The organism is Streptomyces sp. NPDC057623, assembly GCF_042800355.1.
In the GTDB taxonomy this organism is placed as follows: domain Bacteria; phylum Actinomycetota; class Actinomycetes; order Streptomycetales; family Streptomycetaceae; genus Streptomyces.
In genome coordinates this window covers 25,346-45,085 of sequence record NZ_JBHVGZ010000059.1, presented here as the reverse complement: position 1 = coordinate 45,085, position 19,740 = coordinate 25,346, and the positions used below count along the sequence as shown (strand labels likewise).

Here is a 19,740-nt window from a genome sequence, read left to right as displayed (position 1 = left end):
AATAGCCGAACATTGGGGTTGGGGTGGTGGTGTGTTCCCGGCTGTTGGGTGGTTTCGGGCGCTCACCTGCGATCCCTGCCCAGTCTCGTTCCGTGGTCGTCAGCTCGACGAGGTTCCGCGAGTGCCGCCGATCGGTGACCGGGGTGTGGGCCACCAACGTCTGCCGGACCCGGAGCAGTTCGGCCAGGTCATCCCGCGCCCCGCGAGCCTGGTAGTGGTCGTCGAGAAGGTACGCGAGGTTCTTCAACCGGTCGAGCACGTCGGACGACCCGGCCGGCGTGAGCTCCACCGCTCGCCGCGCAGTGTCGACGGCTTCCTCCAAGACACCGGTCTCCCCCGTGTCGTCGAACCAGTCGCGCAGGACGACGGCGAGGAAGTGCAGGCTCCTCGCGGTGAGCACGTCATCGGGGGAGCACTCGACGGCGGCCCGCGCGTGCTCGACGGCTTCCGCCAGGAGGGCGAGGTCCTGCGTCACCGTGAACGCAGTCCGCAGCGCGACAACGAGGTTCCCCAGGTAGAACGCCTTCTTCGTGGAGGCCTCGTCGACGGCCGTCCGGCTCCAGTCCAGCGCGTCGGCCAGGGTCCCGCGGTCCTTGTTCTGCCGGAACGCGGTGTGCAGCAGCATGCCGATGTTGTTGGCGTAGCTCGCCGAATCCTCCGGGCTTTCGTAAGACAGGAGGTATGCCTCCGTGACGTTCTGAATGGCTTCCTGCAAGAACTCGAAGTCGCCGGTCTGGTGGTAGCGGGTCTGCAGCAGGCCCCCGAGATTGGACAGGACCGAGCTGCGCTCGGCCACGTCCTCGGCGGCCAGCACGGCATGGCCGAGGTCGATCGCCTTCTCCACCGACGTGGGGTCCGCGCTGTGCCGGGCCACGTGGAACGCCTCCCAGAACCTCTCGGCCAGGCCGTTCGCGGGCTCGCCACCCACGCGTCAGTCCTCGTCGGCGTTCGAGGTACCGGCCGGTCCGCCGGGCGCCTCGTCCGGCTCGGCGACCTCGCGTTTCGGGGTGTAGCCGCGTTCCGCGGCCTCCTGCAGCAGCGCCGCCTCTTCGGGCGAGAGCTCGGGTTCGTGCGCCATCATCGCTCCTTCCCCGGCACGGCCGCCGGTTCTCCGGCTTCGACGAACTCCTGCACGCCGAAGTCTTCCGCCCGCGGCCGCTCCACGAAGCCGCCCCAGGGCCGCCGGTGCCCTGAGCCAGGCGAACCAGCGCCGGCCCCGCCACCACCGCGTAGAGGGCGCAGAGGGCGTCCAGTGCGATCGGCGCGACGATCGCCCGCGGCACCCGCTGACCCAGATCACGCTCACCGGGCACCGGCCCGCGGCGGCGTTCCCGGACGAACGAACTGGTAGGTGACCCCGCGCAGCACCAGAAGGACGAGCCGAGCGAGCCGCACGACGGTCACAGGCGCCTGCACTCACCACCCCCATGTCGCACGGACTCCGTTCGATCACGCTACTGGCTTGCGTGCTCCGCGGTCGGCAAACCACCGCTTTCCGCGGCCTGGCGCAGGGTCAGGTTCGTGCGCCAGTACGGGCGACCAGGAGGACCCAGTCCTCCAGCGGCAGGCTCCAGGGCCAGCCTTTGCGCACCGGGTCCGCCCCCCCTCACGCCGCAGATACGTGCTCAGCCCGCCGAACACGACAAGATCATGTCACCCGCACCTGGCGGACGGCAGGGTCTGGTGCATGATCGGGTGACATCGGAACTGGCTTGCCCTGTGCGGCGGGTGGGAAGGGTGCCGCCGTGCCCGAGCCATATCCCGGGGAGTTTCCGCGGGACGTCGTGCGGGTCGCGAGGAACCGCGGCCCATGGATGACACTGGAACAGGTGGCCGCCGACTTCGACGTCCACGCGGTCACGCTGTCGAAGTGAGCGCCCGGCGAGCGCCAGCCCAGCGAGCCGAACCGCGCAGAGGAACCGCCGTACCCGCAAGGACAGCACCACGGGCTTGCCGACGACCAGGAACCACAGGCAGGGCATGCGGCGCCACTCTGCACCCGGCCGGCCGCGGGGCACACGACCGGGCAACGAGCCCTGGTCGTCGCCCGTACGCGCCTTCGCCCCGCCAAGCTGGTTCTGCCCGGCGGGGCGAAGGCGTTCAGCTACGTACTCACAGACCTACCTGCCCGCAGTCCTACGGAGGTACGCGAGTGCCGGTGCCGGCTACGCGCAGTGGTGTGCACTGGATGTGCTGGAGCCGATCACCACATCCGCGCCCGCCGGCGTCGTCAGGTGCACGGCGTTGACCGTCAGGCCCTCGTCGGCACCCTCGACCGGGATCTGCTCGTTGATCACGAGCTTGCCCGTGAGGCCGAGGTCGAGCTCGTAGCCCGGGGTGTCCGGGATCTCGACCGGGGTTCCGGCGACGGTCAGCACCAGGTCGACGCTGCCCGTCGACGCCGTGCAGCTGCTCGACGACTGTGCCGTGAGCCCGGAGATGCCGACGACCGGGAGGCCGGGCAGGCCGATGGTCGCGTCGGCCACGGTGGCCGTCGACGTGACGGTGCTCGGGCCGACCTCGGTGGCGACCTCGGCGCAGAGCGCGTCGGCGTTCAGGACGAGCGCGTTGACGTTCTCGGCGCACTCGGGCCCCTTGGTCTGCGCCTGGGCCGTACTGAGGGTGCCGGTGTCCGGGGTCGGGTCGATGCTCAGCGGGAGCAGCGGAAGCGGGACCTCGGCGGCGAGGCCGTAGGAACGGCCCTGCACGTGCTGGAGCCTGAGGTCGGCGCTGTCCTTGGACTTCACGTACACGTCGTCGCCCGCGAAGGCGGCGGTGAGCGGCACGGTGCCGTCCTGCGTCAGCTTCTGGTCCGCGACCTCGACCTTGCAGGTCGCCCTGCCCTTGTCGTCCGTCTCGCCCTCGCAGGTCTGGACAGTGCCGTCATCGGAGCCCAGCTCGAAGGCGACCTCGCGGCCCGCAACGGGCTCGTCCGCCTCCTTCGTCTTCAGTACGGCGGACAGGACGGCGTCGGCACCGTTGGAGATGCTCTCGTCGCCGGTGTAGTCGAGGGTGGTGGCCTCGGGCTCGGGATCGGGCTCGCCCGGGTCGCCGCCGCCACAGTTGTTGGTGCTCTTGACCTCCACCTTTCCGTCCTGCGGAGTCAGCTGGTACTTCTTGCCCTGGATGACGGGGTGCTCCAGCTCGTCGGGGCCGAGGTCATTCCCCTCCGTGGGGTAGCCGTTGCCGTCCGAGTCGTACATCTGCTGGTAGTGCAGGTGCGGCACAACCCCGCCGACACCACCGACCTTGCCGACGAAATCCCCCTCCTTGACCTCTGTGCCCTTGGCGATCCGGTCGGTCATGTGAACGTACTGCGAGAACCAGCCGTTTCCGTGATCGATGGTGATGACGCCGGGGTCACCCACCCACTGCACATAACCGTCGGCCGACGCCAGGACCGAAGCGCCCTCCGTCTCACCGCCCACCTGGAACATGTCGAGCCGCTTGTCCTCCTGGCTCCCGTCCGGCGGGCCGTGGCCGTCGTACGTGCCCATTTCCCACGTCTGGCCGCAGGCGAACGGCAGCTTGAAGTCCGGGCGGTCCGGCGGGTCCTCGGCCGCGGCCGTGGGCGCACTCAGCGCAGCCGCCGCCAAGACCCCTCCCAGCACCATGACGATACGTCTCTTCACTGGCTTTCCCTCCCCGTAGCGGTACGCCACTTGGTGTGGCCATGACCATTGGAGGAGAGGTGCAGCCGCCCCCGCCAGGGGATTACGCCCTGGTGCAAACGGACCTTTTGCCTCCGGCCAGTTCCGCCCCCAGCCGGGTCGCGACATGCAGCACCTCACCGCCCTGCCGCGTGCTGGTGACCAGGCCCGCGTCCCGCAACACCGCCGCATGCCTGCTGGCGCTTGCCGCCGACACCCCGATACGCAGGGCGAGTTCGCTGGTCGAGCAGGGGTGGGCCAGCGCCCGGATCGCCAGCGCCCGCGTGCGCCCGAGCGCCAGGGCCAGGCCGTCCGCCGCACCGCCGGCAGCGGCCGGGGACATCGCCCGCGCCCCCGAATCACCCTCCCCGACCGGATACACCAGCACCGGCGGCAGCCCGGGATCAATCAGCGTCACCGGGGTTGCGCAGAAGAAGGACGGCACGAGCGTGATGCCGCGCCCGCCGAGGTGCAGGTCCCGGTCGACCGGATAGTCGCTGCTGAGTACGGGCCACGCCCACCGCACCGCCGGTGACAGCGTGCCGAGCAGGCGCCCGACCCCGCCGTCCAGGACACGCCGCCCGCATGCCGCACGCTCCGCGAACAGCGTCTCGTCCAACTCCGCGAGACAGGGGTGCAGCAGCTCACGGTGGTACACAGCCAGCGCCCGCACGAGATCCCGCCTGCACTCGCGGTCACCGTCGGCCAACTGACGCACCCATAACGGGCGTTCACGCCTGCGGAACACCGTCGCGAGGTCGCGGGCGAACGGCTCCCGCCCAGCGCCGCCGATCAGCTCCAGCGCGGCACCGAAACCCAGCTGACCCGGCGGCGTGAGGAAGTCGGGAAAGCCGCCGCGCGGCGGCACGAGCGTCGTGAGCCGACGCAGTGCGCCCCGCAGATCCGGCAGGTCACTCCTGCGCAGCCGGTCACGTACATGTCCGAGCCAGGGCCTGCACCGGGCGGGCGACCCCGGCGCCTGAAGCCGGTGCAGGCTGATCGTCAGCTCCCACATGACATCCGGGCGCGCCGCCACCGTCGTTCGCGCCAGATCCTCCGCCGTGAAGTGAATACGCAGTGCCATGCCGTCCCCCGATCATGACCATCACGCGAGTGAAGCCATCACCGTAAGTGACGTTGATAAATGAACGATTGACACGAACAGGCACTGAGCTTGCCGGCGAGACGCGGCTCTGGCTCCTGGCGGGCGTAAAACATATCTGCCGTCGGCGGTCCTTCCCCCTGGTCCCCCTGTTTACTGTTTCGGTGGAGCTTCGCCATGCCGGAACAAGCCGAGGGGGACCGCGTTGATGAAGAAGGTTGCCGCCGTGGGTGCGGCCGTTGTGCTGGGTTGGGCGCTGGGTACCGCGCCGGCGAACGCGTCGTCGAGCTACTGGCACCTGCAGAACGCCGCCACGGGCCATTGCCTGGACTACCGGGCCGACTACGGGCCCTACGCGACAGGGTGCAACGAGGGCGCATACCAGACCTGGCTGATGAACGACGCCATCGGCGAGCTCTCCGCACTGCGGCAAAAGGCGGGTGACAGGCTGTGTCTGGTCGCCCGCAACGGTCAGGCGACGATGAAGCCCTGCTCGTCCAGCGACCCGGCAGCTCTGTGGGATGTGCACGCCACCGCCGCGGGCCTGCAGCTGATCAACAACGTGACCAAGACCTGCCTGGGCGAGGGGTCAGGATCCATCGCCCACGTCACGCTCGTCAGGTGCACCGGCGGCGATTCCCAGCAGTGGAACGCCTACTCCTGACCGTTCGACACCTTGTGAATGCTCAGAGGGCGCCCGAGTCCGCTTCCGGTGGTCGCCTCGTCCGAGTTGGGTCAGATGCCTTGGCGGGCGAGGCGTCCGAGGTGGCTGCGGGTGACGTTCACGTCCGGGTCGTCCGTGGTAGGCGGTGCCTTGGTGGTGAGGACCAGAGGCGGGATCGATAATTCGGTGTTCTGGCCGCCCCTGAGGACGCAGGATGTGCGCATGACTTTGGCCACCCCCCTGCTGCACACCGCTCGCCTGCGACTGCGCTCCTTCACCGACGCCGACGCGGATCCCCTCTTCGCGCTGCACAGCAGCACGTACGTGATGCGCTACTGGGACTCCCCGCCGTGGACCGAACGGGCCCGCGCCGAGCGCTTCATCGCGGTGTGCCGGAAGATGGCGGACGAAGGCACCGGGGCTCGGGTGGCCATCGAGCGAGCTTCTGACGGGGCCTTCGTCGGCTGGTGCGGTCTGACCGGATGGAACCCGGACTACCGCAGCGCGTCCTTGGGCTATGTCCTGCACGATGCGATGTGGGGCCACGGCTACGCGACGGAGGCCGCACACGCCTTGCTGCAGTGGGCATTCGACACACTGGACCTCAATCGAGTCCAGGCCGAGGCCGATACACGCAACGTGGCATCCGCCCGGGTGTTGGAGAAGATCGGATTCGTGCGGGAAGGGACGTTGCGGGAAGACTGCATCGTGAATGGCGACGTATCCGACTCATGGGTGTTCGGGTTGATCAAGCGGGAGTGGCGGCCGTCAGCCGTGCCGATTCCAGGCAGCTAAGTGGACGTCAAGACCGCTTTAGGTAGCGGCCTCGTCCGGGTTGGGTGAGGAAGCCTTGGCGGGTGAGGCATCCGAGGCGGCTGCGGGTGATGTTGACGGTTGCCTCACCGGTGGACATGCCGAGGTGTTAGTGCGGTTACGCGGGCCCTGAATGCCCGTCCGGGGGGGCTGGTTGAAGGCGTTCACGACGGCCTGGTAGGCGGTGCTCGTCTCGGGCTGGTCGGGCTCGGTTGCTGCCGGTGCGGCCTCTGCGATGACCTTTCGGGCGGTGGCCAGGTCCGCGAGTCGGGGATCGGTCTCGACCAGGGGGCGGCGGTGAGGTGGTCGACCCGGCCGCGCCCCGGGGAGGTCCCTCAGCCGGCCCCGCCTCCCACCCGCACCAGCCCCAACTCATACGCCGCGATGACGGCCTGTGCCCGATCCCGTAGCTCCAGCTTCGCGAACAGCCGGTTGATATGGGTCTTCACGGTGTGATCCGTGATCGTGAGCCGGCCCGCGATCTCCGCGTTGGACAGCCCTCGGGCGATCAAGGCAAGCACTTCCGCCTCACGCGCCGTGAGCTCCCCCACCGAGTGGACCGGCAGTCGCGACGCCCGCGCATGCACGAACTCGCCGATCACACGCTTGGTGATCTCGGGCGAGAGCAGCGCGTTCCCGGCTGCCACCACCCGCACCGCGTGCAGCAGTTCGGGAAAGGTGGCGTCCTTGAGTAGAAAGCCGCCCGCCCCGGCGGCGAGCGCGTCGTACACGTACTCGTCGAGGCCGAAGGTCGTCAGCATCAGGACCTTCGTCGTGCCCCCGGACCCGGCCAGGATCTCGCGGGCCGCCTCGATGCCGTTCTTGTGCGGCATCCGGATGTCGAGGAGCGCGAGATCGGGCCGGGTCTCGGCGGCGACGCGTACCGCCTGCACGCCGTCCTCGGCCTCGCCCACGACCTCGATGTCCTCCTGGGTGCTGAGGAGGTTCACGAAGCCGGTGCGGACGACCGCCTGGTCGTCGGCGACCAGTGCCCTGATCACACCCGACTCCTTCGCCATGCCGATCACCGGGTCCCCCAGGGCAGCTCCGCCTCCACCAGGAAACCTCCGTCCGGGCCCGCGCCCGCACTGAGCCGGCCGCCGACCAGGGCCGCCCGCTCCCGCATCCCGGTCAGGCCGTGGCCCGTGCCGGAGCCTGGACCGGAACCCGGGCCCGGGCCGTCGTCGTGGATGCGCAGCGTGAGCAGCCGGTCGGCGCCGTAGTCGATCTCCACAACGGTACGGGCGTCGGGCGCGTGCTTGCGCGCGTTGGTCAGCGCCTCCTGGGTGATCCGGTAGGCGGACAGCTCCCACGCGGCGGGCAGCGACACCCGTTCCCCGGTGACCCTCAGCTCGGCCTCGCCGCCCACCGTCCGGTGCTGCGCGACCAGTTCGGCGAGGTGGTCGAGGGTCGGCTGCGGGGCGATGAGGGCCGTGTCCGCCTCGTCCTGGGGGGTGCGCAGGACACCGAGGAGGCGGCGCAGTTCGGCCATCGAGGAGCGGGCGGTGCCGGCGATCTGCTGGAAGCCGTCACGGGCCTCGGGGGTGAGTCCGGCAGTGGTGTACGTGGCGCTCTCGGCTTGTACGGCGATCATCGACACCGAGTGCGAGACGATGTCGTGCAGCTCACGGGCGATGGCGGCCCGCTCGGCCTCGGCGGCCTGCTGCCGCTCCATGGCGATCAACTGGGCCTGGGCCAGGTCCCGTTCCTTGCGGGTCTCCTCCCGGGAACGTACCGCGTCACCCATCATCACGGCCCCGAAGATGACCACGGTCAGCAGGAACGACTCGGCGAACAGACTGAGCGAGCCCTTTTCCCAGAGCGCGGGCACCGGCAGGTTCATCCGCGACCAGGTGTTGATGTGCACCAGGTTCACGCACAGGGCCCCCAGCGCGGCGCCCGCGACGGTCAGCGCGGGGTGCAGCACCCGGTCGCGGCCCAGGGTGTAGCAGCCGATCAGCCCGCTCGCCGTGATCGAGACGTACAGGTTGACGTCCCCGGCGAATCCGAGCAGCCCCGCGGCGACCGTGAGCACCGCGACGGGCGGGAACGACCGCCGCCACATCAGCGAGGCGCAGGAGACGAGGACTCCGATCGTGGTGGTCACGGATCCGGGAAAGGCGATCAGCTCCGCCACGGCACCGGCGGTCAGGAGACCGCCGGTGGCCCAGGGGTAGGCGGGCGCGGCGATCCAGGCGCGGAAGGGGTGTTGCAGGGACGTACTCATCCCTCCATGGTCCGTGCCGGCGCGCGTGCGCGCGTCACCGCACGGGTTGAGCCTGCGGCCGGATGTCATGCCACGGGTTGAGTCCCAGGTCCGGAGTCTCGGTTGACGTTCCACGACCTGCACATTCCTACCGTCGATGGACATGACGAAGATTCTTCAACGGTACGTACGCCACACCCAGTTCGTACATCACGTGCAGCACCAGCGGTACGAGCAGTACGAGCGGTACGCGTGGGCCGGCTGCGCGGTCGCCTCGCTGGGGCTCGCCCTGGTCTCGGATCTGGAGCCGCACCGGGTGTGGGGGGCGGTGGCGGGGGCGGGCTACGCGGTCGCGGCGCTCCTGGCCTGCGGTGCACGCTCCCGTCCCGCCGCCCGGATGGTCGCGGTGGCGGGGGCCGCTGTGGTGCCGCTCGCCTCGCTGGTGACGGCCGGGCTCGGGCAGCTGGAGGTCAGGGTCGTCGAGCGGTCGGGGCAGTTGTTGCTCAGGAACGGCAGCCCGTACGTCGCCGACCCTGCGGCCGTCGCCGACTTCAACCCCTACCTGCCCGGGATGGCACTCTTCGGTGTGCTGCCCGGGGACGCGCGCTGGTGGCTGGGCGGCGTGTTCGTGGCGGCCCTCGTCGCGGCCGGTCTGCACCGAGCCTGGCTGCTCGCCTGTCCTCTCGTCGCGCTGCCCCTCTCGGTGGGCGGGATCGACCTTCCGGTGGTCGGCCTGTTGTGCCTCGGCGTCGTACTCGCCGGGCAGGGGCGAGCGGGCCGCGCGGGGCTGGTACTGGGCGCCGCCGCCGCGCTCAAGTGGACGGCGTGGCCCGCGCTGCCCGTGGCAGCGGCGCTGATCGCCGTATGCGGGGGCGGCCGGCCCGTGCTGCGGTACGCGGCCGTGGCCCTGTCCACCGCGACGGCGGCGGTGCTGCCCTTCGCCCTCGCCGACCCCTGCGGCTTCTACCGAAACGTCATCGCCTTCCCGCTGGGCCTCACCGGCACCGCCTCGCCGGCCGCGAGCCCGCTGCCCGGGTATCTGCTCGCGACGTACGTCACCGGCGGCAGGGTGATCGCGCTCGCGCTCCTCGCGGTGAGCGCGCTGCTGATCGCGGTGTCACTGGGGGTCCGGCCGCCGCGGACGGCACGGGCGGCGGCCGCCCGGCTCGCGCTCGGCCTGGGCCTGGCGACGGCCCTGATGCCCGCGACCCGTTTCGGCTACCTGGTGTGTCCGCTGGTGCTCGGGGCGCTGGCGTACCCCAGGCCGCAGCGCGGCAGCACCACTGCCACCCCTGCCGCCCCTTCCAGGCAGGCGGCCCTCGTATGACACACAACTCCCGCCCTCGGACGCTGATCGTCACCAATGACTTCCCGCCCACGCAGGGCGGCATCGAAACGTTCGTCCGTGAACTCGCCGACCGTTTCCCACCCGACGAGGTGGTCGTCTTCACCTCGACACCGAGCCCCATCACGGCGCGGCGGGCACCCGACGAGTCCTTTCCGTACCCGGTCATCCGCCACCGGGCAGGCACCCTCCTGCCCACCCCCAGGGCCACCGCACACGCCGCATCCGTGGCCCGCCGGTACGGCTGCGACCGGGTGTGGTTCGGCGCGGCGGCGCCGCTCGGCCTGATGACGCGCCGGCTGCGGCAGACGACGGGCATCCGAACCGCCGTCGCCACCACGCACGGCCACGAGGTGTGGTGGGCCCGCACCCCCGGGGCCAGGGCCCTGCTACGCCGCATCGGCACGGACGTCGACGCCCTCACCTGGCTGGGCGCGAGCACCCGCCGGCCGATCGAGGCGGCCCTGGCTCCCGGGACCCGCACCGCTCGTCTGGTCCCCGGCGTGGACACCACGGCCTTCCATCCCTACCTGGACGGCGCGCCGGTGCGGGCCCGCCACGGCCTGGGCCGCCGCCCGGTGATCCTCTGCGCGGCCCGGCTGGTCCCACGCAAGGGCCAGGACACCCTGATCAGGGCGCTTCCCTGGATCCGCAGGGCGGTCCCGGACGCCATGCTCCTCCTGGTCGGCGACGGCCCTTACGCCCCAGCCCTACACCAACTCGCCCTGAGTGAAGGCGTCCTGGACTCGGTTGTCTTCGCGGGCGGCCACCCCCACCATGCCCTCCCCCGCTTCTACGCCGCCGCCGACGCCTTCGCCATGCCCTGCCGCACCCGCAGACGCAGCCTGGAGGTGGAGGGCCTGGGCATCGTCTACCTGGAGGCCGCCGCGGCCGGACTCCCCGTCCTGGCCGGCGACTCGGGCGGCGCCCCGGACGCAGTACGCGACGGCGAAACCGGCCATGTCGTCGACGGCCGCTCGGTAGCGGCGACATCGGACCGCCTGACCAGACTCCTACGCAACCCCGAACTCGCCCACCAGATGGGCGAGAAGGGCCACCACTGGGTCCGAACGCAGTGGTCCTGGGACCGCTCCTACGCGATTCTGGCGGAGCTGCTCCACTCAACGGGAGCAACAGGATGAGTGAGCGTCAGCCCCACCCGAACCACACAGCAGGCCGCCGGCCCGCTGTGTCTCACGAGGGCCGCCGCACAGTCACCGCCCCGTCGTCATTCGGCCACAGATATCGAGATCCCACCGCTGGTTGCAGAATCTCGCGGTCGGTGTCGGAGACCGTCCTCGTGACCTGCCGCTGCTGCTTCCGTCGTCCCACAGCGTCTCGGAACCGCTCGATCGCGCCGTGCCGGCGATGAGCTTTCCCGGGCTCCGCTCCGGACGGGCGGATCAGCGCAGTCCGGCAAAGAGATCGTTCTCGGGTACGGCCGCGCCGGTGGCGTCCTGGACACGTACGAACGTCTCCATGCCCATCAGCTCGCCGAACCTCTCCTTGCCCATCTTGAGGAAGAAGATGTTCTCGCCCTGACTGGCGTGCGCGGCCAGCGCGTCGAACTTCTGGCCGCTGAAGGCGGTGGTGTCCACCCACGTGGTGATCTCATCGTCGGGAAGGCCGATCTCGGCCAGCGCGGCGGCCTCGGCGGGATCCTGCTCCGGCATGTCCTCACCGAACTCGCGCATGATCTCGCCGAACCGCTGCATCCCCGAGCGGGGCATCGTGGTCCAGTACACCTTCGGGGTCAGCTCGGTCATCTCCAGCGCCGCCATCGTGATGCGGTGGGCCTGGATGTGGTCGGGGTGGCCGTAGAAGCCGTTCTCGTCGTAGGTGACGACCACATCAGGTCGGTAGTGCCGCATGAGTTCCGCGAGTCGGGCCGCGCCTTCCTCCACGGGGGTCTGCCAGAAGGATCCGGGGGCGTCGTTGCCCGGCCAGCCCATCATCCCGGAGTCGGCATAGTCCAGCATCTCCAGATCGCTGACCTTCAGGACGTCACAGCTCGCCTCGAGTTCTTGACGGCGCATCAGGGCGACCGCCGCCGGATCGTGCCCGGGATCGCCGGGCTTGACACCCCCCGGTCCGTCACCGCAACCGCCGTCGGTACAGGTCACGAGAACCGTGCGGATGCCTTCCGCCGCGTACCGCGCGAGGACCCCTCCGGTTCCAGTGGCCTCGTCGTCGGGGTGGGCGTGCACTGCCATGAGCGTCAAAGGGCGGTCAGTCATGAAACAGTCCTCCAGCAGAAATACGTCTTGGTACGAGTGCGCGGCCGGCGTGCCGCGATCCTGGGGCCCGGATCCTGACAGGGCGGACGGACTTTATGGTCTCCGTCTTCCCCACCCCTACGGCGCCGGTCCCTCGGTCAAGGCAACCGCGCCGACCGGCCCGGCTGTTCCCGGCGCGGCCGCCTTGCCGTGGCCAGCGCTCTCGAACGACCTGATTTCGCGGAAGTCCCGTCCGCGATGGACGGCGGAGCGCCGCAGAAATCGCCAACAGTATCCGCCGGAGATCGCCGTCTCCTTGGTGTTGCGATGTGGAAAGCCCCGAACCCGCCCTCGCCGCCTCGGATCTGCACGTGGTGATGTGCTGTGCGATGTGCACCATTACCTGTACGCGGTGCTGAGCTGCACTGTTGATTGGGGAGTCGAACCCCCGCGTTGCTCTTCACGCGCCAGGAGTGGGCTGGAAAACCGCCGGCCCTCGGTGTGTGCACGCCTCCGAAACTGCTACCTGCTCCACATCGTCCCAGCTTGCTGGACTACTCAGTCCAGCAAGTCGACCTCCCAGTTCGTACGCTGGATCCGCACGTCGACCTCGCGGATCTCCCGGGCGAGGACATCCGCCTGACCGCGCAGTTCCGCGACCGGAAGCGCGGAGAGCATCATCAGCTCGGACCGGAGCTGCCGGCCGTATCCCCGCTCGCCCTTACCTGCCGCCGCGTCCGCCGCCGCGGTGACCACCGCGTGACGCAACCGCAGGACATCCCGGCGTGCGAGGGCATCGGTGAGCGTGCCGTCCGGACCCATCTCCACGGTGGCATTGGTCCGGTTGATCCGCCGGATCAGCATTTCCAGAGCGTCCAGCACCTCACCGGCCTCAGCCAACAGCTGAGCCGCATCCTCGGCGGGCGTCTCCCCCTCCTGGTACCGCGCACTGCTGACGACACGCGCTCGCAGCTGTTCCACACGGCGCGTCGCCTCCGCACGTTCTGCCAGTGCCTCGGCAAGCTTCACTGTCTCCACCTCCCCCTCCATGAGCCCGCACGAGTATACGAGTGCGAACCGGCTCATACGCACCTGCATTTTGCTCCACCGCGGCCCTGACCAGCCGCTGGAGTGAGAGCGGACAGCCACTCGGAGCGCCACAAAGGGGAATCCGACAGCACGAACGAAAACGACTGGGCATCCGACAGTCTCAGCGCGAGGAGACATGCATCTCTCAGCGCCACGCCGGATCCGACTTCCACCTGGCACCAGCCGTGAGATTTCGACACGAAATTCGAAAACCCTACAGCTGATGGTGTCGTGTCTCGCGGCTCGTGTCACATCCCGCCGCTGTGACTTGGGGCCTGGCACGTGGTGAGACAGGGTTGGAACCCGCTGGGCTCGTCACTCGTCATCGCCGTCGAAGTCGTGGGGCGGGATGGTCCATCGCATCACCATCTCGCCCGCCGCGTCGGCTTCGAGCGTGACCGGATAGACCTAGCCGGCGTCCCGCTCACCGCGGTGCCTGATCGAGTGGTCTCCCTGGTCCCATTCGATGCCGAGCACCTGACAGCCGCCGACGTCGATCGAGCCGACGTGGAGCGGATGGTGCCACCCGGCCCGCTGGAAGCGGTGGAAATCGGTGTGCTTGTCGACCGAGACCATGAGGCCCTTGCCATGGAGGCGGTCGCGCCAGGCGGTGAGTTCGGCCGCACATGCGGCCGCCTCAGCCACCGGGAGGTCCAGCCACCCGTGTGGCCCGTCGACGCCGTACTGCGCGATCCGCTCACCACCGAACTGCGCATGCGCGTCGTCCGCGTACAGGCCCCAGTAGAAGACATCTGCGAGCCCGTCGGCCGGCTCGTCGTCCATTCCCGTCCACGCGTCCAACCCTGCGGCGTCGCCGACAACCATGCCGCACCGGTCGACGGGCAGGTCCCCGAGCCGGACCGGTTCCGACCCCTCCGTGGTACCGGGCCGGAGAAGACCGAGGCTGATCTCCAAGGTCGCGATCGTCGGTTCCCCGTCGAACGGAGACAGCGAGGTGCTGGCCCGTACTTTCAAAGGACAATCGGCCGCCGCCGGGACCGCTACCGCCTCGCACAACCACTCACGAAGGTGGCCCCCTCCGTTTGCCGCAGCCGTCCTTGCGCGTTCGGACAGGGGCTGACCCAGATCTCGCCACTGGTCGATCCCCCCGGCCATGCCAAGCACCAGCACACCAGAGGGCGCATTGACCGTTCCCAGGTCGACGAAGGTCTCAGACATGCGCCGATTGTCTCTGCCCTGGACAACAAGTGTCCGCGCGGGGTGTCGGGTGCCCGCCGCTGGGGTTGCGGTGTCTCACGGCGGTGTCGCGCCCGACAGTCGTTCCGATACAACGACTTCGCAAGCTGCTACGAGGCCCCCGCACGTGCCCAATCTCGCAGATTCGGTCCGGGCGCCCCTTCGGCGTTCGTCCCGGGCCCAGTCTGGCTCGTTGCTCGACCGGCCGGGTCAGCAGCCGACGGTCAGGCGACAGCCGGCTGAACCGTCAGGGTTCCATCAGCTGTGTTGATCGTGGCCGCAGTGCCGAGTGGGATGGTCGGAGGGTGTGGCCCGTGTCCGGCGGGGAGTCCGCCGAGGACAGGAACGCCCAGGCGAGTCAGTCGGTCGCGCAGGACGTCTGCGATGCCCCATCCACCCAGGGTCGGGTCATCGGCGTCCTGGTCGAAGCCGAGGAACTGGCCGAGCGCGATCCCGTGCAGCCCGTCCAGAGCCCCGCTACGGGTCAGCTGGGTCAGCGCGCGGTCGACCTCCCCCAGCCCTGTCCCTCTCTTGTGTTCGAGAAAGAGGATGGCCCCCCTGAGGCTCGGCAGACCGGCTCCGGCCTCGGTGCGGATCGCGTCGAGGTTGCCGCCGAGCAGGACACCGGTCGCGGTGCCGTCGACGGTGACGGCCGCGCTGGCCTGGCTGGTGTCCCGGTGGATGATGACGGGATCAGTGGTCATCAGCGCGCGGCGGACGGCGTCGGCTGATGCAGGCCCGCACCATGCGTCGCTCGCGTTGGGGAAGGGGCCGTGCAGGCAGGACAAGCGGCATCGGGCCCAGAGGGCGAGGTGGAGGTGGGTGATGTCGCTGAAGCCGACCACCGGTTTGGGGTCGCGGCGCAGCGCGTCGGTGTCGAGGTCGTCGACAATGCGGTAGGTGCCCTTGCCGCCCATGGCGGCGAACACTGCGCGGACCCCCGGGTCGCCGAATGCGGAGTTCAGGTCGAAGACGCGATCCTCATCCCGACCGGCCATATACCCCCATTGGTCAAAGACGTGCTCGCCCACCTCGGCCCGAAGCCCCCATGACGTCAATACCTCAACGCCACGAGCGACATGCTCGCGGCTGGGGGGACAGGCCGGAGCGACGATCCGCACCCGGTCCCCTTGCCGTAACCGCGGCGACCTCAAGATCTGGTGGTTGTCGAAGGTGTTCATGCCGTGATCTTCCTATACTCACCGATGCCTTCATCAGGCCCCGGATCAAGCCACGAGGCGTCCACAGCGCTCGGTCTGCCACCCATTGGCATCCACAACCTCGCGGAGCGGGAGCGTGTCACCGCGGCTCGGAAGACGTGGACGACTTCCGTGAGTGCCAAGGTGCCCCGTCCGTTCGCGTATTCGTCCAGTGCCGCGTGCCCGGCCTCGCCCGCGCGAGCAGGTGCCGCCGGTGTGGCCGGCGATGGTTCGTTCACCGAGAGGGATCGTGGCCAGGAGATCAGGCCCTGTGCAATGCCGGCCGGGACGGCTTACTAACCGAGGACCGGGACATGGCACGCCGCTGACGCAGTGGCCATCGCCTGGTCAGTCAGGATGTGGTCCGGATAGCCCATCAGTCCGTCCGGCCCATGCGGTCGACGAGATTGTCGCTGTGATTCCTCTCGACCAGCCCAGAGGAATCACAGCGAGGTGTTCCGGAGAGTGAAAGCCGTTCCGCCTGCCACCTCAGTACTGTGACTTCGCATGACCGACACCGAGATCGAGATCACCGCAGACCTGGTCCGCGACCTGCTGCAGGAGCAGCATCCAGACCTTGCAGGGCTGGCCATCCGCGAAGTGGCGGGCGGCTGGGGCAACCAGATGTGGCGTCTCGGGGACGAGTTGGCCGTCCGCATGCAGCGCATGGACCCCACCCCGGAGCTTCAGCTCAAGGAGCGGCGGTGGCTACCTGTGCTGGCCCCGCGCCTGCCACTCCCGGTGCCGACCCCGGTGCGGTTCGGCGAACCGTCCGAGCGCTTCGCCAAGCACTGGACCGTTATGACGTGGGTTCCCGGCGAGCCGCTGGACCACGGTTCGATCAGCCGCGGCGACCACGCGGCCGACACGCTGGCGGGCTTCCTCCGGGCGCTCCATGTGGAGGCGCCTGCCGAGGCACCGATAGCTACGGACCGTGGTGCCCACCCCAGGAACTGCACGGACGGCTTCGAGAACTTCTTCCAGGCCGTCGCCCTCGGCGGCATCGCTGCCGACGTCCGCGCCGTCTGGGACGACGCCGTGGCGGCCCACCCGTGGGAGGGCCCGCCGTTGTGGGTGCACGGCGACCTCCATCCCGCGAACGTCGTCGTCTCGGACGGAACGCTCTCCGGCATCGTCGACTTCGGTGACATGTTCGCCGGCGACCCGGCATGGGACCTCGCCGCCGCATGGGTGCTGCTCCCCCGCTGGTACGGCCTCACGGTTCTTCGGCACGTACGCGCACGCAGACGAGGCAGCGATCCGGCGCGCCCGCGGGCTGGCCGCGATGAAGAGCCTCTTCCTGATACTCATGGGGCAGAACGGAGACCGGGGCCTTCCCGGCGGCAAACCGCACTGGGGACCCGTGGGCCGGGCGGCACTCGACCGTGTCCTGAAGGGTGTTTGATCCGCGCTTCTTCGCTCGTCGTTGATGGCCCGTTGTCGCACGCGGCTCGAACTGGGCGAGGCTTTTCGCAGTTCACCGGACGTGGAAGCGGCCTTCGGCTGGTCCATTGCTCCGGCACCCGCCCGAAGAGTTGTCTCGGACGTTTTCAGCGGGAGCAGTCGGTGAGGTGCTGCCGCCGAAGGATCAGTAATGTGCGCCGCGCGGTTCCTATTGCGGGCAGCCGCCGCCGCACAGGATGGTGACCGTGTCGTCCTCGTCGGCTGGCGAGGCTGCCGCGCTCTGTGTTGACACGGGCTGCCTGTGGCTGTCCCAGGGGGTCGGGCTCATGATGCCGACGGTTACCGCAGCCACAACGGCCGCGAGTCCTGCATGCTTCCATACCCTCATCAGGTTCTCCCCGCGTTGACTATCACCAGTCTCCGGCCTGGCCCCCAGCATGGTGATGCTTCCGATGACCTTCGAAGTGTCGGCACAAACGGAAGTAGGGAGACGCACCTTGCCGAACCGCTGTATTCAGACAGGTGAAGTCGGCCCGAGGTGAACTCCGGCCTGCCAGGCCGGCAGACTGTCGCGCACCGCCGAACCCCCGACCAGGCCCTCCCGCGCGGTCACTCGCTGCCCCGTGACACCGAACCTTGAGCGCGTGCCATCGAAGATTGAGCGGCGCGGGTCACGCCCAGCGGGATGGCAAGCCCGATGAGCGGGGATCACCCGCAGCGGCGGACCGTCGTCAGCCGTCCTGAGCGGGAAACACCTCGTCGACGGCGCGGCGCAGTGTTTCGCGGACAGCCTTGGCGTTGTCGAGTTCGGCGGCCTGGAACGCGCCGTCATGGAGCAGGACGAGGACGCGTGCGGCGTGGTCGGGGTCGGGGTGTCCCATGGCGGCCGAGAGGTCGCGCAGCACGCCGAACAGCCAGGTGCGCTGGTCGTCGATGACCGCGCGCACCGGGTGCGTGCGGTCGGGGTATTCGGCGGCGGCATTGAGGAACTGGCAGCCGCGGAAGCCGTCTTCGAGGGTCGCGTCGCCGAGTACGGCCATGACCGCGCGGAGTGCCTCGCGCGGCGTCTTGCCCTGCCGCGCCTGTCCGACCGCGTCCCGGATCTGTTCGGCGGTGGCCGTGAGGTAGGCCGAGACGAGGTCGTCCTTGCTGGGGTAGTGCCGGTAGAAGGTGGCACGCGTGACCTTGGCCTCGGTGACCAGGCGGTCGATGCCCACGGCCTGGATGCCCTCCGCGTAGAAGAGGCGGGACGCGGTGCGCAGCAGCCGGTCCTTGGGGTGCAGCTCCGAGACGGTCGTCATACACCCATCGTAAAGAAAGACCAGTCGTTCTCGACTGTCGCCCCCGTCACGTTGCAGCGCCCCAAGTAGAACGACTAATCTCTCTCCCAGAAAGACCGATCGTTCTCCCTGGGAGGAATGGAACTCATGAGCACCACCCCCACCATCGTTCTCGTCCACGGCGCCTTCGGCGACTCCGGCATGTGGAAGGGAGTCATCGCCAAGCTCCAGGGGCAGGGCTACGCCACTGTGGCCGCGGCGAACCCGCTGCGCGGCCTGGAGTCCGACGCACAATACGTCGCCACCGTCACCAAGGCCGTGAACGGCCCGGTCGTCCTGGTCGGCCACTCCTATGCCGGCGCGATCATCACCCGCGCGGCCCGCGAGGCGTCGAACGTCGAGGCCCTGGTCTACGTGGCCGCCTTCCAGCCCGACGAGGGCGAGAGTGCCCTGGAGAACGCCTCCCGCTTCCCCGGCGCCAAGATGGGGCCGGACACCACCATCGCCATCGAGCACGAGGGCGAGCCGGAGCTGCGCATCCTGCCCGAGCACTACCAGGACGTCATCGCCGGCGACCTGCCCGCCGAGACCACCCCTGCTCATCGGCAGCGCTCTCTTCGGGCTCATCTCGACGGCCGCGGCCTTCGCCGGCTCACCCGGCGAACTCATCGCGGCCCGTGCCCTGTTGGGCGTCAGCGCTGCCGTGATCATGCCGTCCACACTGTCGATCCTGCGCAACGTCTTCGCCGACCAGCGCGAGCTCGCCATGGCCATCGCGGTCTGGTCCGCCGTGGGCGCGGCAGGCGCGGCGGCGGGCCCGATCGCCGGCGGGCTGCTGGTGGAGCACCTCGGCTGGCAGGCGGCGTTCTGGTCGGCCGCGCCCGTGATCGCACTGTGCCTGCCGCTCGTCGCGGCGCTGGTGCCCGAGTCCCACGGCTACCGCGAAGGCCGGTGGGACGTACTGAGCGCACTGCTGTCGCTGGGCGGCATCTTCTGCGTGGTGTACGCGATCAAGGACACCGAACACGGCGTGTCCTCGACCACGCTCACCGCGCTCGCCGTCGGCGTCACCCTGCTGAGCGTCTTCGTCCACCGCCAGCGGCGTCTGGCACACCCGCTGCTCGACCTGACGCTGTTCGCCGACCGTCGCTTCGTCATCGGTGCGATGTGCGTCCTGCTGGGCATGTTCGCGCAGTTCGGGCCGATGTTCTTCCTCAGCCAGAGGTTCCAGCTCATCCAGGGATTCGGCCCCATGACCACAGGCCTGGCCCTCGTCCCAATGATGCTTGCCGCACTGCTCGCCACCACGGTGACGACCAGGCTGATGCCGCGCATCGGCCTGCGCTCCACGCTGGTCACCGGGTTCGGTACGGCCGTCGTCGGCCTGCTCAGGTAATGCCAGACCTGTGCGGCCGTGACACCATTCACGATCACCTCGTTGGAGACGAAGTGCCGTGGGCCCCCTCGCCCAGCAGAACATCCTCAGCCGCGTCGAGGACCTTGTCGCGTGCACCGGCCATGGTGGAGACCTCCGCTCTCGTGTACCGGTTGATCACCGTGGCTGGCGAGATTCGG

Annotated in this window: 18 protein-coding genes and 2 pseudogenes; 7 read left to right on the top strand and 13 right to left on the bottom strand. The window is 69.4% G+C overall.

Annotated features, from left to right (window positions below):
- The 3 genes and pseudogenes from ACFU95_RS38750 to ACFU95_RS38740 form a co-directional block, all read right to left on the bottom strand.
- A pseudogene (locus ACFU95_RS38750) lies at positions 1 to 928 on the bottom strand (CHAT domain-containing protein); the annotation flags it as partial.
- A gap of 3 nt (positions 929 to 931) precedes the next feature.
- Entirely contained in the window at positions 932 to 1,078 is a 147-nt protein-coding gene (locus ACFU95_RS38745; RefSeq protein ID WP_383838394.1) for a hypothetical protein, read from the bottom strand.
- 403 nt (positions 1,079 to 1,481) lie between these two features.
- Positions 1,482 to 1,641, bottom strand: a pseudogene (locus tag ACFU95_RS38740) (IS5/IS1182 family transposase); the annotation flags it as partial.
- Between the two features lie 104 nt (positions 1,642 to 1,745).
- Here ACFU95_RS38740 and ACFU95_RS38735 point away from each other — a divergent pair.
- The gene (locus tag ACFU95_RS38735; protein WP_383838391.1) at positions 1,746 to 1,874 is read left to right on the top strand and encodes a hypothetical protein; all 129 of its coding nucleotides are present in this window, start codon (positions 1,746 to 1,748) and stop codon (positions 1,872 to 1,874) included.
- A gap of 291 nt (positions 1,875 to 2,165) precedes the next feature.
- On the opposite strand, the gene ACFU95_RS38730 is transcribed toward ACFU95_RS38735, so the two are convergent.
- A complete protein-coding gene (locus ACFU95_RS38730) occupies positions 2,166 to 3,632 on the bottom strand; it encodes a choice-of-anchor P family protein (protein ID WP_383838388.1) in 1,467 nt (488 codons plus the stop codon).
- Positions 3,633 to 3,714: 82 nt separating this feature from the next.
- Positions 3,715 to 4,734 (bottom strand): transcriptional regulator, encoded by a 1,020-nt coding sequence (locus tag ACFU95_RS38725; RefSeq protein ID WP_383838385.1) that lies wholly within the window; start codon positions 4,732 to 4,734, stop codon positions 3,715 to 3,717.
- A 226-nt stretch (positions 4,735 to 4,960) separates the two neighbouring features.
- On the opposite strand from ACFU95_RS38725, the gene ACFU95_RS38720 reads away from it, so the two are divergent.
- Complete coding sequence (locus ACFU95_RS38720; RefSeq protein ID WP_383838382.1) at positions 4,961 to 5,416, top strand: ricin-type beta-trefoil lectin domain protein; 456 nt, start codon at positions 4,961 to 4,963, stop codon at positions 5,414 to 5,416.
- Positions 5,417 to 5,487: 71 nt separating this feature from the next.
- Here ACFU95_RS38720 and ACFU95_RS38715 read toward each other — a convergent pair whose 3' ends face one another.
- A complete protein-coding gene (locus tag ACFU95_RS38715) occupies positions 5,488 to 5,640 on the bottom strand; it encodes a hypothetical protein (RefSeq protein ID WP_383838380.1) in 153 nt (50 codons plus the stop codon).
- Between ACFU95_RS38715 and ACFU95_RS38710 the strand changes: the two genes are divergently transcribed.
- Positions 5,639 to 6,211 carry a GNAT family N-acetyltransferase gene (locus ACFU95_RS38710; protein ID WP_383838377.1) on the top strand — a complete coding sequence of 191 codons (573 nt, stop codon included), beginning with the start codon at positions 5,639 to 5,641 and terminating at the stop codon, positions 6,209 to 6,211. The genes ACFU95_RS38715 and ACFU95_RS38710 overlap by 2 nt on opposite strands.
- 353 nt (positions 6,212 to 6,564) lie before the next feature.
- Here ACFU95_RS38710 and ACFU95_RS38705 read toward each other — a convergent pair whose 3' ends face one another.
- Together ACFU95_RS38705 and ACFU95_RS38700 are read right to left on the bottom strand one after the other, a co-directional pair.
- Entirely contained in the window at positions 6,565 to 7,248 is a 684-nt protein-coding gene (locus tag ACFU95_RS38705; protein WP_383838374.1) for a response regulator, read from the bottom strand.
- 5 nt (positions 7,249 to 7,253) lie between these two features.
- On the bottom strand, positions 7,254 to 8,456 hold the full coding sequence (locus ACFU95_RS38700) for a sensor histidine kinase (protein WP_383838371.1): 1,203 nt from the start codon (positions 8,454 to 8,456) through the stop codon (positions 7,254 to 7,256).
- Between the two features lie 142 nt (positions 8,457 to 8,598).
- On the opposite strand from ACFU95_RS38700, the gene ACFU95_RS38695 reads away from it, so the two are divergent.
- Together ACFU95_RS38695 and ACFU95_RS38690 are read left to right on the top strand one after the other, a co-directional pair.
- The gene (locus ACFU95_RS38695) at positions 8,599 to 9,762 is read left to right on the top strand and encodes a hypothetical protein (protein WP_383838368.1); all 1,164 of its coding nucleotides are present in this window, start codon (positions 8,599 to 8,601) and stop codon (positions 9,760 to 9,762) included.
- Positions 9,759 to 10,922, top strand: coding sequence for a glycosyltransferase family 4 protein (locus ACFU95_RS38690; RefSeq protein WP_383838365.1), 1,164 nt, complete (start codon positions 9,759 to 9,761; stop codon positions 10,920 to 10,922). The genes ACFU95_RS38695 and ACFU95_RS38690 overlap by 4 nt, the downstream gene beginning before the upstream one ends.
- Positions 10,923 to 11,183: 261 nt before the next feature.
- Here ACFU95_RS38690 and ACFU95_RS38685 read toward each other — a convergent pair whose 3' ends face one another.
- From ACFU95_RS38685 to ACFU95_RS38670, 4 genes are all read right to left on the bottom strand, one after another.
- Positions 11,184 to 12,017: a PIG-L family deacetylase gene (locus ACFU95_RS38685; RefSeq protein WP_383838362.1), complete on the bottom strand. Its 834-nt coding sequence runs from the start codon at positions 12,015 to 12,017 to the stop codon at positions 11,184 to 11,186.
- 537 nt (positions 12,018 to 12,554) lie between these two features.
- Entirely contained in the window at positions 12,555 to 13,025 is a 471-nt protein-coding gene (locus ACFU95_RS38680; protein WP_383838444.1) for a DIP1984 family protein, read from the bottom strand.
- A gap of 468 nt (positions 13,026 to 13,493) precedes the next feature.
- Positions 13,494 to 14,264 carry a hypothetical protein gene (locus tag ACFU95_RS38675; RefSeq protein ID WP_383838359.1) on the bottom strand — a complete coding sequence of 257 codons (771 nt, stop codon included), beginning with the start codon at positions 14,262 to 14,264 and terminating at the stop codon, positions 13,494 to 13,496.
- A gap of 242 nt (positions 14,265 to 14,506) precedes the next feature.
- A complete protein-coding gene (locus ACFU95_RS38670) occupies positions 14,507 to 15,463 on the bottom strand; it encodes an LD-carboxypeptidase (protein WP_383838356.1) in 957 nt (318 codons plus the stop codon).
- Between the two features lie 525 nt (positions 15,464 to 15,988).
- On the opposite strand from ACFU95_RS38670, the gene ACFU95_RS38665 reads away from it, so the two are divergent.
- Positions 15,989 to 17,128, top strand: a complete 1,140-nt coding sequence (locus ACFU95_RS38665; RefSeq protein ID WP_383838353.1) for an aminoglycoside phosphotransferase family protein — start codon at positions 15,989 to 15,991, stop codon at positions 17,126 to 17,128.
- A gap of 488 nt (positions 17,129 to 17,616) precedes the next feature.
- On the opposite strand, the gene ACFU95_RS38660 is transcribed toward ACFU95_RS38665, so the two are convergent.
- On the bottom strand, positions 17,617 to 18,186 hold the full coding sequence (locus ACFU95_RS38660) for a TetR/AcrR family transcriptional regulator (protein ID WP_383838350.1): 570 nt from the start codon (positions 18,184 to 18,186) through the stop codon (positions 17,617 to 17,619).
- Positions 18,187 to 18,517: 331 nt separating this feature from the next.
- Between ACFU95_RS38660 and ACFU95_RS38655 the strand changes: the two genes are divergently transcribed.
- Positions 18,518 to 19,561 carry an MFS transporter gene (locus tag ACFU95_RS38655; protein WP_383838347.1) on the top strand — a complete coding sequence of 348 codons (1,044 nt, stop codon included), beginning with the start codon at positions 18,518 to 18,520 and terminating at the stop codon, positions 19,559 to 19,561.
- Positions 19,562 to 19,740 lie beyond the last annotated feature (179 nt).

Coding starts and splice junctions, on each gene's coding strand:
- ACFU95_RS38745 (WP_383838394.1), bottom strand. CDS start 1,078: ATGGCGCACGAACCCGAGCTCTCGCCCGAAGAGGCGGCGCTGCTGCAG.
- ACFU95_RS38725 (WP_383838385.1), bottom strand. CDS start 4,734: ATGGCACTGCGTATTCACTTCACGGCGGAGGATCTGGCGCGAACGACG.
- ACFU95_RS38720 (WP_383838382.1), top strand. CDS start 4,961: ATGAAGAAGGTTGCCGCCGTGGGTGCGGCCGTTGTGCTGGGTTGGGCG.
- ACFU95_RS38710 (WP_383838377.1), top strand. CDS start 5,639: ATGACTTTGGCCACCCCCCTGCTGCACACCGCTCGCCTGCGACTGCGC.
- ACFU95_RS38715 (WP_383838380.1), bottom strand. CDS start 5,640: ATGCGCACATCCTGCGTCCTCAGGGGCGGCCAGAACACCGAATTATCG.
- ACFU95_RS38705 (WP_383838374.1), bottom strand. CDS start 7,248: ATGGCGAAGGAGTCGGGTGTGATCAGGGCACTGGTCGCCGACGACCAG.
- ACFU95_RS38700 (WP_383838371.1), bottom strand. CDS start 8,456: ATGAGTACGTCCCTGCAACACCCCTTCCGCGCCTGGATCGCCGCGCCC.
- ACFU95_RS38695 (WP_383838368.1), top strand. CDS start 8,599: ATGACGAAGATTCTTCAACGGTACGTACGCCACACCCAGTTCGTACAT.
- ACFU95_RS38690 (WP_383838365.1), top strand. CDS start 9,759: ATGACACACAACTCCCGCCCTCGGACGCTGATCGTCACCAATGACTTC.
- ACFU95_RS38685 (WP_383838362.1), bottom strand. CDS start 12,017: ATGACTGACCGCCCTTTGACGCTCATGGCAGTGCACGCCCACCCCGAC.
- ACFU95_RS38675 (WP_383838359.1), bottom strand. CDS start 14,264: ATGTCTGAGACCTTCGTCGACCTGGGAACGGTCAATGCGCCCTCTGGT.
- ACFU95_RS38670 (WP_383838356.1), bottom strand. CDS start 15,463: ATGAACACCTTCGACAACCACCAGATCTTGAGGTCGCCGCGGTTACGG.
- ACFU95_RS38665 (WP_383838353.1), top strand. CDS start 15,989: ATGACCGACACCGAGATCGAGATCACCGCAGACCTGGTCCGCGACCTG.
- ACFU95_RS38660 (WP_383838350.1), bottom strand. CDS start 18,186: ATGACGACCGTCTCGGAGCTGCACCCCAAGGACCGGCTGCTGCGCACC.
- ACFU95_RS38655 (WP_383838347.1), top strand. CDS start 18,518: ATGCCGGCGCGATCATCACCCGCGCGGCCCGCGAGGCGTCGAACGTCG.